The organism is Paenibacillus sp. J22P90 (genome assembly GCF_059692195.1).
The window spans coordinates 651,581-667,021 of the sequence record NZ_JCAUAY010000001.1; the positions used below are offsets into that span (position 1 = coordinate 651,581).

13 protein-coding genes are annotated in these 15,441 nt (G+C 44.4%); 12 read left to right on the top strand and 1 reads right to left on the bottom strand.

Annotation, left to right across the window (positions count from 1 at the left end; translation table 11 throughout):
* Positions 1-47: 47 nt before the first annotated feature.
* Positions 48-686: a lysoplasmalogenase gene (locus AC58UX_RS02455; protein WP_497249375.1), complete on the bottom strand. Its 639-nt coding sequence runs from the start codon at positions 684-686 to the stop codon at positions 48-50.
* A gap of 565 nt (positions 687-1,251) precedes the next feature.
* Here AC58UX_RS02455 and AC58UX_RS02460 point away from each other — a divergent pair.
* The 12 genes from AC58UX_RS02460 to AC58UX_RS02515 all read left to right on the top strand — a co-directional run bounded on the left by AC58UX_RS02460 (position 1,252) and on the right by AC58UX_RS02515 (position 15,438).
* Positions 1,252-2,361 (top strand): slipin family protein, encoded by a 1,110-nt coding sequence (locus tag AC58UX_RS02460; protein ID WP_497249377.1) that lies wholly within the window; start codon positions 1,252-1,254, stop codon positions 2,359-2,361.
* Positions 2,362-2,678: 317 nt separating this feature from the next.
* Positions 2,679-4,100, top strand: a complete 1,422-nt coding sequence (locus tag AC58UX_RS02465; protein WP_497249379.1) for an RtcB family protein — start codon at positions 2,679-2,681, stop codon at positions 4,098-4,100.
* Between the two features lie 20 nt (positions 4,101-4,120).
* Positions 4,121-5,407, top strand: coding sequence for an AAA family ATPase (locus tag AC58UX_RS02470; RefSeq protein ID WP_497249381.1), 1,287 nt, complete (start codon positions 4,121-4,123; stop codon positions 5,405-5,407).
* Between the two features lie 26 nt (positions 5,408-5,433).
* A complete protein-coding gene (locus AC58UX_RS02475; protein WP_497249383.1) occupies positions 5,434-6,237 on the top strand; it encodes a TatD family hydrolase in 804 nt (267 codons plus the stop codon).
* A 454-nt stretch (positions 6,238-6,691) separates the two neighbouring features.
* Positions 6,692-7,747, top strand: a complete 1,056-nt coding sequence (locus AC58UX_RS02480) for an LLM class flavin-dependent oxidoreductase (RefSeq protein WP_497249385.1) — start codon at positions 6,692-6,694, stop codon at positions 7,745-7,747.
* A gap of 71 nt (positions 7,748-7,818) precedes the next feature.
* Positions 7,819-9,018 carry an MFS transporter gene (locus AC58UX_RS02485; RefSeq protein WP_497249387.1) on the top strand — a complete coding sequence of 400 codons (1,200 nt, stop codon included), beginning with the start codon at positions 7,819-7,821 and terminating at the stop codon, positions 9,016-9,018.
* A 175-nt stretch (positions 9,019-9,193) separates the two neighbouring features.
* Positions 9,194-9,487 carry an HPr family phosphocarrier protein gene (locus AC58UX_RS02490; protein ID WP_497249389.1) on the top strand — a complete coding sequence of 98 codons (294 nt, stop codon included), beginning with the start codon at positions 9,194-9,196 and terminating at the stop codon, positions 9,485-9,487.
* Positions 9,488-9,519: 32 nt separating this feature from the next.
* Positions 9,520-10,413, top strand: a complete 894-nt coding sequence (locus AC58UX_RS02495) for a LysR family transcriptional regulator (protein ID WP_497249391.1) — start codon at positions 9,520-9,522, stop codon at positions 10,411-10,413.
* A gap of 135 nt (positions 10,414-10,548) precedes the next feature.
* Positions 10,549-11,883, top strand: a complete 1,335-nt coding sequence (locus AC58UX_RS02500; protein ID WP_497249393.1) for an LLM class flavin-dependent oxidoreductase — start codon at positions 10,549-10,551, stop codon at positions 11,881-11,883.
* A gap of 31 nt (positions 11,884-11,914) precedes the next feature.
* Positions 11,915-13,558, top strand: coding sequence for an ABC transporter substrate-binding protein (locus tag AC58UX_RS02505; protein WP_497249395.1), 1,644 nt, complete (start codon positions 11,915-11,917; stop codon positions 13,556-13,558).
* A gap of 21 nt (positions 13,559-13,579) precedes the next feature.
* On the top strand, positions 13,580-14,506 hold the full coding sequence (locus tag AC58UX_RS02510; protein ID WP_497249397.1) for an ABC transporter permease: 927 nt from the start codon (positions 13,580-13,582) through the stop codon (positions 14,504-14,506).
* Positions 14,507-14,544: 38 nt separating this feature from the next.
* On the top strand, positions 14,545-15,438 hold the full coding sequence (locus AC58UX_RS02515; RefSeq protein WP_497249399.1) for an ABC transporter permease: 894 nt from the start codon (positions 14,545-14,547) through the stop codon (positions 15,436-15,438).
* Positions 15,439-15,441 lie beyond the last annotated feature (3 nt).

Here is a 15,441-nt window from a genome sequence, read left to right on the forward strand (position 1 = left end):
CTAATCCTAGTCTTTTTGTTGTTTACGGTTGACGGATGAATGTTGTCTTATCTATTTTTTTCAGGTAGAGCTGCGCTTCGAGCGATAATAAACTGGGCGCTGTAATAGGAAGTCATAATCAGGATATCCGCTGAGGAGATTGGGGAGACGAATAAGTTCCATGACAGAATGGAATCCGAAATCAAGAACAGGAAACTGCCGATCATCGCGAGTTTGTTACCTGTCATAATCGCAGACCAGCCCATTAACGAGATAACGATAATGTAGAAAAGCACAGGTACTACTAGTCCATCGTTATTTTGCTCCAAGAGGGAGATTACTAGCTCTCTGCCCATGATGAAGGAATAAATGGCGATAGGTACGATTGAGGAAAAGCGCCACCAAGAGAAACGCCAATGGACAAGAAAACCAGCGGTATAAAACAAGTGACCGATCAGAAAAGCACCAAGACCAAGAACGAACCAAAACATAATCAGTCCATCACCCAGCATACCGAAGAATAAGCCGGTTAACATTAACCAATGAACGCTTTTTTTAGCTGGAGGCATATGCGAGTAAGCATAATACAATATCAGCCACATCGGTATTAATTTGAAAAAGAATTTAAATATTTCATGCTCAGGCCGTATTTCAAAAATGTAAAGCACGCTCGTAAGCAGGATAGCAATCGGTAACCACCGTTTCATCGTACATCTCACTTTCTTTGAGGAATAAATATGTAAATAGAAATATTATATTGGTGTTGAATAATAATGTAAACGCTTTATTTGGAGAGCTTCACTAATTTTTTAACACGTCGCCATACTTTCACCATGTTCGTTTGAATGAAAATAAGCGAAGATAGCTTTGGATGTAAGAACGAGTGACATTACCTAGGCTAGGATTTCTAATAGTCCGGCAGTGCGAACACATCGATATGTGTTTGTATACTGTAATGTTCATGTCGGCTTACATTCCTCTGGTGTAGGGGTTCGACTCCCCATTAAGATATTCCTAAAAAGATCGTGTACTGGAGTCTTCTGTGGCTTACAAATTGCACACTGCGCTATGGCTATGCAATCTGCAGATACCGATTACAAGACTGCTTACAACCGTTTGTTACTAACGGGAAGATAGACGGTTTGCTAGTGAAACCTAACATTTCCAACTATGTTCAAATGGCGCTACGCATGACTTGTATTCTTAAGCAGAATTCCGCCTTCTTCGCAGGAGGACTCCAAATATGTGATCTAAAACTCAAGGAGGGTTAACATGTTTAAAAAAGTGACGATACAAAATGACGAACGAGGACTGCTTTTTCGTAAAGGCAGCTACTATAAAAGCTTACAACCTGGCACGTACCGGTTGTCACCATTTTCGGATGATCACGTTGAGATTCTAAATATCATGCAGCCGTTTCATGTAAAAGGGAAAGATCTTCAGTTGTTTTTGCATGATGAAATACTCATTAAAGAGCTGGATATTATACAGGTTCAAGATAATGAATATGTTCTGCATTATGAAAACGGCAAATTCGTTGGATTATTGACAGCTGGAAGTTATGCTTTTTGGACTGTTTTGAAAGAGCATACTTATCTTCGTGCAGATATACGTAATCCTGAATTACCTGATGAAATTGATTCAGCGATCATTCCTAAGCTGATTGGTTACTATCAAACATTTGATGTCGCTAGTCATGAAAGCGGAGCTTTGTTTTATAACCATGTCATGCAAAGGGAGCTTGCTCCCGGCAAATATTATTTTTGGAAGGGACCTATAGGTGTCTCTGTGAAAACCGTCGACCTGCGTCAACAGCAAATGGATATGACAGGGCAAGAAATGATGACGGAGGATAAGGTGACATTGCGACTTAACTTTGTGTGCCAATATCGCATTTTGAATCCACTTCGAGCGCTTGAAATCAAATCGTTTGAAGAGCAGATGTACATTGGGCTGCAGCTTGTATTACGGGAGTATGTGGGAACGTTGAAATTAGATGATTTGTTGAAAATGAAACAGGAAATCGCTACCTACGTGTTGTCACGCTTGAATGAGAAAAGCCAAGATTATGGCGTACAGTTCTTGTCTGCAGGTGTGAAAGACATTATTTTGCCGGGTGATATTAAGGATATCCTGAATACGGTCTTGTTAGCTGAGAAAAAAGCGCAAGCCAACCTCATTACGCGGCGCGAGGAGACGGCCTCTACGAGAAGCTTGTTGAATACGGCCAAGCTTATGGATGAGAACCAAACCCTGTTTCGTCTGAAGGAGCTTGAATTCCTGGAGAAGATTTGTGAGAAAATCGGGACGATTTCTTTTAATGGTGGGGGCAACTTATTAGAGCAGTTGAACTCCTTTGTTGGGGACAGAAACCCCAAATGATAAATTTTATTAATGAGAACGATAACTATAATTAATCTTTCCGCCGCCAACGGATTGACAGTACAGAGCTTTGACTCGTATGATACTTGTAAATGAATGGAAAGGAGGCCGACGATATGATTCGCAATCAAATTTATATCAACACCCTGACAATTGAAAAGCACTTCATACCATCGGTCTCAACCGGACTTTTACTTTTGCCGAATACGTAGGTACTCTTTGAGTATGCCTAGATGAATTTGACATGAGAAAGCCGTAGACGATGTTGGTCTGCGGCTTTTTTGCGTCCACATAACAAGAAAAGAGGAACAAAACGAATGAAAGAAAATTACTATCAAAAGGTCCAGCTCCCAGCAGGAGTCGTCCATGTATATGCAGGACCAGAGTTGTTTAAAAATTTAGATTATCAAATATTTCAGATGGCCAACAACAACTTGCAGATTCCAAATCTAGCGTATATGAGCTATACGCCTGACGTACATGTCGGTGTTGGTACTTGTATTGGGACGACAGCGGTATGGCATACACAAAACGGATATGTATCACCATCTATCGTCGGCAGCGATATTGGCTGTGGCATGCGTGTGCATATGACGAATTTGCATAAGGATGAACTGAAGGATGTGAAGCTGCGCCGCAAGCTGGTGAAGACGATCGAGAAGTATTTGCCCGTTGAAGATCACGCACGTGGCCATTTCTCCGACATCCGATTGGAACATATCGTCACCAAAGGACTGCATGGACTTCCCAAGAAGTATATACCCGACGGCTATACACCTCGAAAGGCGACATCGCTTACGCATGTGGAGAGCAGTAAATTTACATTAGATGAAAATGCATTAAATCGCTTCCCTAGTCATGTGTGGCATCGGTCGCATCGTCAGCTTGGGACGCTGGGGAATGGGAACCATTTTGCGGAGATCCAGTCGATAGAGATTGCGGAAGAGAACCGGGAGGTGGCGGAAGCCTGGGGACTTTTTGATGGTCAAGTGGTCATTATGATTCATTCGGGCTCGCGTGCTTGGGGTGGCTCTGTAAGCCAATATTGCAGCAGTGACATACTGAAGGTGATGCAGATGAACGGATTAGGGACTGCTGATCCTAAGCTATTATTTGCGCCTTTAGAACATTCGGCAGCCCAGACTTATGTCAATCTGATGTATTCAGCGCTCAATTATGCGGTTGTCAATCGCCATCTGATTGCCTATGCCATTCGTGAGGCGGGTAAAGATATGTTTGGCTCGAAGTTTGAAATGACCACGTTGTACGATCTTATGCATAACTATGCGTGGGAGGAAAAGCATGAAGGGCAGTCCTATTTTGTTCATCGAAAAGGGGCGACAAGGTCACTTCCAGCTGGACATCCTGATAATCCACAGCCTTATGCGACAACGGGTCACCCAGCGCTGATTCCGGGTTCGATGGGGACAGCTTCCTACATCATGGTAGGAGCACAGGGCGGCAAAGCCAACTTTCACTCCATTTGTCATGGAGCAGGAAGAATTCGCTCAAGGAGTGCGACGAAAAGATTGATTACACTCAATGAATTCGCCACTTCCATGCGAGTAGGTACGGATGATGAAATTGTCGTCAACCAAAAATCGTTAGAATCGATTTTAGATGAATCGCCTCAAGCCTATAAAGATGTTGATCAAATTATTGAAAGTGTCGTCGGAGCGGGATTGGCTGAAGTTGTAGCGAAATGTAAGCCGCTGGCGGCAGTAAAAGGTGCAAAATGATACACGTACAAAAGATAAAGATGAATGAAGAATCAGCGGCTGTATCAGCACCGAAGAGGTCTGAAGGGGACTCGCTGAAAGCGTATGGGGACTATGCCTATGTAGTACAACGCATTCAGAATGTGCTGAGAGAGAAATATGGTCAAGACTTTGAACCCTATTTAAGTGACGATGGGAAGGAGGATTATTGGGATCTGCTTGAACAGGATGTGAAATCAGGATCAAGTGATGTACAGTTCGTTACTCGGATCTTGGACCACATGGAGTCACGTGCATTCGGAATGGATGCGGAAAATGAGGCTGCGGCTTATCGGACGTATCCTACACTGCGCAATAACGTTTTTGCTTACCCTTTCTGGGGAATCGCTTTAGCTAGAGTACCCATCTTTCGTATGCATGGCGTCGGAGTTGAGGATTTTGTTTTTGCTGCGGACGATGCGAGTTTGTTGCGTTTTCTAGAACACGCTCGGCAGCGGCGTAGAGATTTAGACCTTCGACAAGTGACCGTTTTCACGGATGGACCTCATGGTATGGAAAAGGAGCTTGCTCCAATAACACGCATGGTGGACCGTTCAGAGGTCATCATGAAGGGCGAAGTGAAGACAGATATTTATCGCGCAATTGATCAGTTTTTCGCGGAGGATCGTGCCTTTTTCAAGGAGTATGATCTTCCTTACAAAAGAGGTATCCTGCTCTATGGGAAGCCTGGGAATGGAAAAACAACGCTCGTCAAATCGATTGCCGGCAGTGTCAAAGCTCCTGTTGCTTATTGGCAAATAACGGAGAACACCGGTAGTGAGTCAATTCAAGAGGCGTTTCAAGCTGCAGCTAAAATGGCGCCAATGATTCTTGTAATTGAAGATATCGATGCGATGCCCCCGCGGGCAAGATCGTACTTTTTAAACATTTTGGATGGCGCGACTTCGAAAGAAGGAATATTCCTCATTGGAACAACGAATTATCCGGAGCAAATTGATCCGGCACTAATGAACCGAGCGGGGAGATTCGACCGTGCTTATGAAATCAAGCTTCCAGACCTAGAGCTGAGACTGATTTATTTGGAGCAAAAGGGGATCGGGAAGCTTCTGAATGAAGAGATGATTCGCGTAACGGCGAAGCTTACAGAAGGGTTCACTTTTGCCCAGTTAAATGAACTGTATGCATCAGCTGCGCTTCAGTGGCATTATGAGCAAAGCGTGGATATCGAAAAGCTGGTGAAATCGATGAAGGCAGATTTGCATAAAGGCCAGACGATGTCATGGATGAAAGAGGATTCGGATGTGAGGGTTGGTTTTTTGGTTAGTTAAGAAAATGAGATAAGAGGTGCAACACAATGAGTAATCAACTCATCGACATTGGAGTAAATTTAATGCATCGCTCTTTTGAGCAAGATCGCGACGATGTGGTTGCGAGGGCGATAGCGGCGGGGGTGAGCCCGCTCATCATGACTGGCACAAGTATTAGAAGCAGCGATGAAGCGTCGCGATATGCAGGAAAATTTCCTAGGAAATTATTTGCAACGACAGGGATACATCCGCACGACACACGCAATTGTAAAGAGCAGACGATGGATAACCTGCGTCAATTGGCAAAACTGCCGCAAGTGGTTGCCATTGGTGAATGCGGACTGGACTATAACCGTGATTTTTCACCTCACGATGTGCAGCGGAAATGGTTTGAGAGACAGATTCAGCTTGCCTGCGAGCTGCAAATGCCGCTTTTCCTACGTGAGCGAGAAGCACATTTGGATTTCGTTGGTATCATGAAGCCGTATGTCGGTTCAATGAATAAAGCTGTTGTCCATTGCTTTACGGGATCCCTGCAAGAGCTGCAGGTTTATCTGCAGCTAGGGTTTTATATCGGCATCACAGGCTGGATCTGTGATGAACGTAGAGGCAAGCATCTGCGCGAACTTGTGAAGAAAATACCGCTAGATCGTTTAATGCTAGAAACAGATGCTCCATTTCTTACTCCGCGCGATTTGCCCGTAAAGCCGCAGGATGGCCGGAATGAGCCTGCTTTTCTTCCGCACATCGCAGCGACAGTTGCTGGATGCCTTGGGATCACTGCCGAAGAAGTTGCTGAGGCAACTGCTCAAACGACAAAGGATTTTTTTGGATTGAATTCATTTGTCTAATAGAATTATTCTATTAAAAGACTGAAAACCTAAATTGACAATCAAGTGTATACGATGTTAATTTTAGACTTGTAAAACCCATTGGATTTATCGGAATTAATAGGCTGTCTGGTCATCCAGAAGCATGGATCATTACGTCCATGCTTTTTTTTTGACTCGCTATGCTTGGGGGCGCTCTTTTTAATCAGAGAGACTGCAAGGTGCTAGAGTCCCGTTAGTCCGATTTTGCCGAACTAAATGGGGGATTTCATAAGGGAAAGCTCGTTTAGTTCGATTTCACCGAACTAAATGCCTATTTTTCGAGATAGGGGGGCTGGTAGTGGCGAATTAATTCGGTGAAATCTGACTAATTGAGGTTTGTGGATGCAGAGAGTGGAATTAGTTCGGCAAAATCGGATTAATTACCTAATGGTGGGTTATACGTGAGCCAGCTTTAGAGAGGAGATTGTATACCTTGAAATTTGCTTTATTCAGCCTAATGATGAATATACCGAATGCTGTAAATGGGGAAATATTGACGACCCATCAGAAATTTGAAAACGTGCTGAAACAGGCCGTCCTTGCGGAAGAACTAGGCTTTGATGCGTATGGTGTGGGGGAGCGGCACGGCGCACCGTTTATCTCATCTTCACCACCCGTCGTTCTGACCGCGATTGCTGCCAGGACCTCACGTATTCGCTTGTTAACAACGGTTACCGTCCTAAGCGTGCTCGATCCGGTGCGCGTTGCTGAGGACTATGCTACCCTCGATCATCTTTCTGGTGGGAGAATTGAGTTAATCATCGGAAAAGGCAACGACCCCAGACACTATCCGCTGTTCGGAATTACGGAAGAGGAGCAGTGGGAATCCCTTGCGGAACGTTATGCACTCCTAAAGCGGTTATGGAGTGAGGAGAACGTAACCTGGCGGGGTCGTTACCGTTCGCCATTGGACAATGTAACGATACAGCCAAGACCCTTTCAGCCCTCGATCCCCGTATGGCATGGCAGTGCATCAAGTACCTTGTCGACGGAGTTGGCTGCGAAGTATGGTGAACCGATTTTCTCGTCGAATACGTTCCATCCACAAGCCAAATACAAAGCGTTAATCGATCACTATCGGGAGCGACTAGCCTTTTATGGCCATGATCCGCAACAAGCGATTGTTGGCTCGGGCTTTGGCAGTTTATATTTGGCCAACACAACGGAGGAGGCAATGAAACGTTATCGTCCCTATTACGATGCGTTCCATGCAACAGCTGCGTCGAAGGTCAACAACTCACCGTTCAAAGATCTGGAGGACAATGTGCAGAACGGGCCTGTTCTGATCGGCAGTCCAGATCAAGTGATCGAGAAGATCCTGAACTACCACGAAGCCTATGGTCACCAAGTGGTCAGCATCAGCGTAGATGGCTTGAGCGAAGCGGAGCAGCGCGAACAGATGGAGCGTTTTGCTACTGAAGTTGCTCCTGTTTTGCGACGGGAAATTCCAAGTACAGTATGGAACCACTCACCAGTGGTCCTACATTAGCCGTTTATGCCCCTTACAGCATCGGCTGTGAGGTTTTCTTTTCTGCTTCAATGTTACAAAAGGGGTGACGCATGGAACGCTATTGGAAACGCAATCTACATATATTATGGATGGGCTTATTTATTAGCCATATCGCGTATACCCTCTCTGTACCGTTTTTCCCCATCTTCTTGCAAAATGATCTAGGTATTCAGCATAGGCTTGAAATGTGGTCAGGTATTTCCATTTCTATTAGCTTTCTCATCAGTGGATTGTGTGCGCCCTTTTGGGGGTCACTAGCCGATAAATTTGGGAAGAAACCGATGTTAATTCGGTCAGGTATTGGCTTAGCTTTGGCTCATTTCGCTAATTATTTTGTTTATGATCTATTCACTTTCATTCTTGTGCGGATTTTTCAAGGGCTGATGGCAGGCTTTGGTCCAGCTTCGATTGCTTTGGTTGGTACAAATACACCGGAAAAGCACGTCGGATACGCGCTGGGTGTGATTTCAACGTCAACGGCAGCCGGAGGGATCATTGGACCTCTTGTCGGTGGCGTACTAAGTCATTGGATGGGACTGCGAATGTGCTTCGTTGCATCGGGTTTCATTACGTTAGTTTCTGCTCTTATTGTACTAGTAGGTGTTAAGGAAGTTCACAAGCGACACGATGAAGCTCGTATAAGTGTTATTAAGGATCTTAAACATGCGGCTCGTAACGCTCAACTGCTGGGGATATTTGGGCTAACGTTATTAGTCTCTACTTCAGTAATGATTCTGGAGCCGCTGCTGACACTCTATGTTGTGCAAATCGGCGGGAGTGTGGATAAAGCCACGCTTAGTTCGGGAATTGTTTTTTCAGCCGTTGGCGTTGCCACGGTCATTATGGGGCCTCGGTGGGGGATCATTGGCGGCCGAATCGGGTATGAGAAGGTGTTGTTCATTGGGTTGTTAGGCGGTGGCATTGGCAATTTGCTGCAGCTCGGTGCTCATCATCTTATTGGCTTTGGCATCCTGCGTTTCAGCTATGGATTGTTTTTTGCTGCGGTATTTCCAGCGCTAAATGCGCTCATCGTCAAATATGCCGAAGCTGATTTCCGTGGAAGAGCTGTGAGCTTGAATCAATCTTCAAGTCAATTCGGAATTGTCGTTGGTCCTTTGCTAGGTGGATTCATGGGCGGCTGGCTGGGCATACAATTCGTATTCCTCCTGACGGGTGTAACACTGCTTGGCGCCGCATGGAAGCGAAAGGTGTTCAATGCGAAGCGTACGGACCAGAAGTTGCTGGGATGAGAATAATTTTTTGAAATCGACCGTTGACAAAAGGTTGTCAGAGTCCCTATAATTTAATTACAAGTAAATTAATCGGAATTATCGGAATCAACCAGTTAACTGGAGATGCTTTATCCTTAGTAGGATAAATGTGTCTCCTTTTTCATTTTGATTACAGCTTAGAGGAGGAGTTCTTATGAAAATAGATTGGACATTTACGCTAAATCAACCTTGGACCCTCGATCGCGTGTTGGGCTTTGTGACGATTGCTAATCAATATACGTGTCAGATTTATTTGGGTACACGAGGGGAAAAGGTGAATGCGAAAGGCCTATTAGGCATCGTATCATGGAGTATGTCACTCAAAGATCAAACAACAATAGCGCTTCAGCTAGACGGAATCGATGCAGAGGAAGCATTCGAAGGCGTATCCATCTATTTACATAATCAGGACGATGGGTTTCTTACGGGATACTCTCGAAGTTCTTGATAAAGCGCGACCCAGAGAGGAAGTAATGGGCAATGAATATTGAAAATATCGAAGCCTTCGTCTATGTCATTCATTATAACAGCTTCAACAAGGCAGCGGATGCGTTGTTCTTGTCTCAGCCTTCCGTTACAGCACGCATTCAATCGTTGGAACGTGATTTGAACGCCTTACTATTCGAAAGAGAAGGCAGGAATTTCACTTTGACGGATAAAGGAAAACAGTTTCTGCCCTTTGCGGGGCAAATCCTTCAAAGCTATAAGAAAGGGAAGCAGCTGCTCCAGCATGCCAACAAGGATTACAGTGAGCTCAGAGTCGGATGCACGGTATCGGTCTCCAATTATATCCTACCTGAAATTCTTCCTAGTATTAAAAACAAGCATGCTCAGCTTCAAACGAAATTAACGACAGCTCCTACAGAAGTGATTCTAGAGAAGCTGCTGAATAAAGAAATCGATATCGGCTTTGTCCGTAATGTTACTCATCCGCATGTAGACATTTTGGGATATTACGAGGATCCGATTCGTCTTTTCGTCCATCCTAGTCATCCTTTTGTAACGAAGAAACCTTTGACGATAAAAGATGTAGGTCGCGAATCGCTGGTCTTCTTTGAGTGTGGATCACTTGATTGGGTGAAGATTCATCGGCTATTTGCCACACTGGATCATCCGCCGCAAATCGAATACCAAATCGATAATCTGGAGACTGCCAAGAAGCTTGTAGCTAAAGGCTTGGGTGTTTCCTTTCTGCCGGAGCTGTGTGTACGCCAAGAAGTGAAAGAAGGACATCTCGTACCTATTGATATTCAGGCATTGGGAGGCCTATCCTTACGCACAATTCTCATTACATTGAAAGAATCTAGTCACGATTTTTCAGACTTGTTACTGGATGCGTTGATAGAATTGAATTGGAAAAGGATCGCTACATAGAACAATTCTATTCATCAATAGAACATCTTTATCCTCGATTGACCGCCTCAAAAGCCGGTGATACAGTAAGTACAACGCTTAATGCCGATAAAACCAATAGGAATTATAGTTTATTAAAAACGAGGAGGAATTACGATGCCGAAACAAAAACAACTAAAACTTGGGGCTATCATTCATGGGGTTGGTGGCAATATGTCATCTTGGAAACATCCTGATGCAATTGTTGATGCCAGTGTAAATTTCAAGTATTACAAAGAGCAAGCACAAAAGGCAGAAGCGGGTAAATTCGACTTACTGTTTATCGCAGATGGATTGTTCATCAATGAGAAATCGATTCCCCATTTCTTGAATCGGTTTGAGCCGATTACGATATTATCCGCACTCGCTTCCGTAACTTCGAAGATTGGCCTAGTAGGTACGCTATCTACGTCATACAGCGAACCCTTCACCGTGTCGAGACAATTCTCCTCACTCGATCATATCAGCGATGGCAGAGCAGGATGGAATGTGGTCACTTCCCCGCTGGAAGGCTCAGCACTGAATTTCAATAAGAAGCTGGAGGAACATCCGGATCATCCCAAACGCTATCGGATTGCGTCGGAATATTTACAAGTATCCAAAGGATTATGGGATTCCTGGGAAGATGATGCTTTTGTAAGAGATAAACAATCAGGGGTATTCTTTGATCCAGATAAACTACACCGTTTAGATCATAAAGGCGAATTTTTCTCCGTACAGGGACCGCTGAATATCGGTAGATCTAAGCAAGGCAGGCCGGTCATTTTCCAAGCAGGCTCATCGGAGGATGGGAAAAACTTAGCTGCCAAAGAGGCTGATGCGATCTTTACAGGTCATCCAACGGTGGAGGATGCAAAGCGCTTTTATGATGATGTAAAAGGCAGAGCCGTAGGCTTCGGTAGAAATTCCGATGAGATTGTCGTGATGCCTGGAATTGGACCGATTATCGGAGTAACGGAAGAAGATGCCGAGCGTAAATACCAGGAAGTAGCCAACTTGGTGACGATTGGGGAAGCACTTGCATATCTAGGCCGATTCTTCGAGCATCATGATTTTACACAATATGATTTGGATGCCCCTTTCCCAGACTTAGGCGATTTGGGTAAAAATAGCTTCCAAAGTACAACGGATCGCATCAAACAAAATGCGCAGGAACAAGGGCTGACACTTCGTCAAGTGGCCCTGCAATCTGCAACGCCAAGACCTTTATTTATCGGCACTCCGGTACAAGTCGCAGATCGCATTCAAGAATGGTTTGAGAGCGGCGCAGCAGATGGATTTATTGTTGGATCCGGCGTTCCGAATGGTTTAAGCGATTTTGTAGATCAGGTCATTCCTATTCTGCAAGAACGCGGGATTTATCGAACCGAATATGAAGCAGATACGCTTCGAGGGAATTTGGGTCTTCCTTTTCCAACAAATCGGTATGTGAAAGAGATTGTAAGCAACTAATAGGATTCCTATAAAGGGGGGGAGATTTGAAATGAATAGATCAAAAAGTTGGATCAAGTTTAGCGCGTTATCGTTAGCTATTGCACTCGTGTTAACAGGGTGTGCTTCAAACAATGAAAGTTCGGATGCCTCACAATCTGCTAAGCAAGATAGTAAACAAACGGCGGTGATTGGCGGAGAGCTAACTTATGCGCTTGCGACTTCACCAGATTCCCTAGATCCGCATCGCAGCGGTCTTGCCGTAGCGGTAAGGGTGCTTCGTACCATTTATGATAGTTTGGTTGTTCAATTACCAGATGGTTCGATTAAACCATGGCTGGCTACCGAATGGACGGTATCCCCCGACGGTCTTAGTTACACGTTCAAATTACGTAAAGACGTAAAATTCCAAGATGGAACGCCATTTAATGCCGAAGCTGTGAAATACAATTACGATCGGATTCTTGATCCAGCAACGAAAGCGGCCAATTCAGTAGCCTTACTTAAGCCTTATAAATCTTCCGAAGTGATTGATGAGTCTACGATAAAAATTAATCTCGAGACACCATCCAGAGCATTTTTAGGTAACCTCAGTCAAGCTTTACTTGGGATTGTATCCCCAACAGCAGCCAAGAAATATGGGGATCAATTTGGTAAAAATCCAGTTGGATCAGGTCCATTCTCTTTTGTGAAATGGGAAGAAAATGCGTCCATTCAAGTTAAGCATAGTCCTGATTATAACTGGGCACCTGAGATTGTCGAAAATAAAGGGAAATCTTATTTAGATCAAATCACATTTAGTATTGTTCCAGAAGAAGCGACTCGGATTGGAAGTGTTCAAAGCAAGCAAGTGCTTGCTGGTGAGACGATTCCCCCACAAAATATTGTTTCATTGAAATCAGATTCAAGCGTTCAGGTTCACCAAGTTAATACCAATGGATTGCCTTATACGTTATTTATTAATCAACGAAAAGCGCCATGGGGTGAAGTGAAGGCCAGACAAGCGCTTCAAGCAGCAATTGATGTGGATGCGATTGTCAAAACGCTTTATCTAGGGACTTATCCACGTGCCTGGTCACCCTTATCTCCTGGTGTTTTCGGTTATGATGCCTCATTAGAAAATGGCGTTAAACCTGATCTTGCGAAAGCAAACAAATTGTTGGATGAACTCGGTTGGCTCAAAGGCGCAGATGGCATTCGTGTAAAAGATGGCAAGAAACTTACGTTGCATTATGTCGATGGATCACCTAATCGTGAGAAACGAAATGATATTGCCGTCATTATCCAGCAGCAGTTGAAACAAGTAGGGATTGTTGTTGAAGTTGAAATTACGAAGGATACAGCCAATGTGATTTATACCAAAGGTGACTATGATATCTATGGAAACAGCCAGGTGAATTCGGATCCAAATGCGCTTTATGCTTTCTATCATACCAGCGATCCGAAAGCTCGCCCAAGTCTACCAGGTCTTGCAGATCCTCAAGTAGATAAGTGGCTGGAACAAGGGGCTATCGAGCCTGATGATAAGAAACGCGCGGAGCTGTATAAACAAGTACAGAAATCCATTATCGATAATGCGGTCATCATTCCTATTTATGTGTTCCCTTATACGGTTGCGGCATCGAAGACGGTTAAAGGTTTGAAGTTCGATTCGCTCGGTTACCCAATCTTTAATGATGCGTTTATTCAAAAATAACGATATAAGGAGCTAATCGATATGAGCAGGATATTAACGGAACGGCTTGTAGTTTCATTACTGGTCATTCTTGGTTCCTTAATCCTTGTTTTCTGTATTTTGTATGTGCTGCCGGGAGATCCTGTGCTTTCGATGGTGGATCCTTCCTCCATGACACCCGAAGCGATTGCTAATTTAAGACAACAGCTCGGACTGAATGAACCATTTTATGTCCAATTTGGGCACTATTTCTTGGATATCATTCATGGAGATTTCGGTAAATCCTTACTAAACAGTGAACCTGTGTTGCCCAAAATACTAAAGCATCTGCCAGCAACCTTGGCACTCACGTTAGCTAGTACACTCATATCCACGATCATTGGTGTAGGGCTCGGTGTTCTATCGGCCATACACCGCAATCGCTGGATCGATGTGGTAGCTCGCATAGTCGGGTTGTTCGGGATATCCATGCCGACGTTCTGGTCCGGAATTTTGTTAATTCTCATTTTCTCCGTATCTTTAGGCTGGTTTCCAGCAATGGGGTCAAAGGGGCTCATAACCCTTGTCCTTCCTTCACTTACACTTGGATTTGTAGGAGCTGGATTTATCGTTCGAATGGTACGTAACTCGATGTTGGAAGTTATCAATGAGCATTTCATTGTGACACTTCGGGCAAAAGGACTATCTGAACGCTTAGTGATGTACCGACATGCGCTTCGTAATGCCTTAATACCAGCAGTTACAATCATTGGCATTCATATCGGAGATTTGATGGCGGGCACCGTTGTAATCGAAACCGTCTTCTCCAGACAAGGGATTGGCCGAATTCTCGCAGACGCCATTATGTCCAAAGACTTGCCTGTTGTGCAAGGTGTCGTATTTTTCTCAGCGATCATTTACGTCACTGTAAATTTACTAGTCGATATTTCTTATGTATTTATAGATCCACGGGTTCGTCGTACACAATAATTCGGATATGAAAGCATATGGAGAGGAGCAGGGTGACTATGAAAGATGTTATTTCTACTAGACCTATATGGCTGAGACATAAGTGGCATCTTCGAATCTCAAAGATACCCAGAGGATTAAATGCTTCAGAAATTCTGGTTTACCTAGCAGCGATCATGGCGTTGTTTATTATTGGATGTGCGATCTTTCCGCAATGGATTGCTCCATATTCACCAACAGCGATGCTCACGGATCAAATTATGCATGCGCCAAGCAAAGCTCATTTGTTTGGAACGGACTATTTTGGCAGAGATGTGTTCAGTCTTGTCGTCTATGGCAGCCGTGATTCCCTCATTATAGGTTTCTCGTCTGTACTCGCAGGAGGCATCGTTGGCGGAAGTATCGGTGCGCTATCTGGCTACATCGGCGGCGTGGTTGACACGATCTTCATGCGAATTATCGATGTGTTAATGACGATTCCTGGCATCCTATTAGCGTTAGCCATAGCTGCTGCGCTTGGCCCTCATTTATTTAATCTGATTTTTGCTGTTGCAGCAGCGTCCATTCCGCAATACGCCAGGGTCATGCGCGGTCAGATTTTGAGCATAAAAAATCGCTCCTTCATTACCGCCTCTAGGTCCATAGGTGCATCATCCATGCGTATATTTTTTCGCCATGTCCTAACGAATGCTTGGTCGCCACTCTTGGTGATGTCCACGATCGGTTTGGGTGCATCTATTCTGGTCGGTGCTGGGCTCAGTTTCCTTGGATTAGGCGTGCTCAAAGAGATTCCTGATTGGGGATCGCTCCTGTCGCAAGGACGGGGTTATCTGACAGTGGCTTGGTGGATATGTACATTTCCAGGCCTCGCGATCACGTTATTCGTCATATCCGTTAACTTGATCGGAGATAAACTACGTGACTCCTTAGATCCAAAGCAGAGAAGGGCATAGCTA

Bases quoted from the DNA above. Each gene is read 5' to 3' on its own strand.
- AC58UX_RS02510 (WP_497249397.1), top strand. From the start codon at position 13,580: ATGAGCAGGATATTAACGGAACGGCTTGTAGTTTCATTACTGGTCATT.
- AC58UX_RS02460 (WP_497249377.1), top strand. From the start codon at position 1,252: ATGTTTAAAAAAGTGACGATACAAAATGACGAACGAGGACTGCTTTTT.
- AC58UX_RS02500 (WP_497249393.1), top strand. From the start codon at position 10,549: ATGCCGAAACAAAAACAACTAAAACTTGGGGCTATCATTCATGGGGTT.
- AC58UX_RS02475 (WP_497249383.1), top strand. From the start codon at position 5,434: ATGAGTAATCAACTCATCGACATTGGAGTAAATTTAATGCATCGCTCT.
- AC58UX_RS02490 (WP_497249389.1), top strand. From the start codon at position 9,194: ATGAAAATAGATTGGACATTTACGCTAAATCAACCTTGGACCCTCGAT.
- AC58UX_RS02485 (WP_497249387.1), top strand. From the start codon at position 7,819: ATGGAACGCTATTGGAAACGCAATCTACATATATTATGGATGGGCTTA.
- AC58UX_RS02470 (WP_497249381.1), top strand. From the start codon at position 4,121: ATGAATGAAGAATCAGCGGCTGTATCAGCACCGAAGAGGTCTGAAGGG.
- AC58UX_RS02505 (WP_497249395.1), top strand. From the start codon at position 11,915: ATGAATAGATCAAAAAGTTGGATCAAGTTTAGCGCGTTATCGTTAGCT.
- AC58UX_RS02455 (WP_497249375.1), bottom strand. From the start codon at position 686: ATGAAACGGTGGTTACCGATTGCTATCCTGCTTACGAGCGTGCTTTAC.
- AC58UX_RS02495 (WP_497249391.1), top strand. From the start codon at position 9,520: ATGAATATTGAAAATATCGAAGCCTTCGTCTATGTCATTCATTATAAC.
- AC58UX_RS02515 (WP_497249399.1), top strand. From the start codon at position 14,545: ATGAAAGATGTTATTTCTACTAGACCTATATGGCTGAGACATAAGTGG.
- AC58UX_RS02465 (WP_497249379.1), top strand. From the start codon at position 2,679: ATGAAAGAAAATTACTATCAAAAGGTCCAGCTCCCAGCAGGAGTCGTC.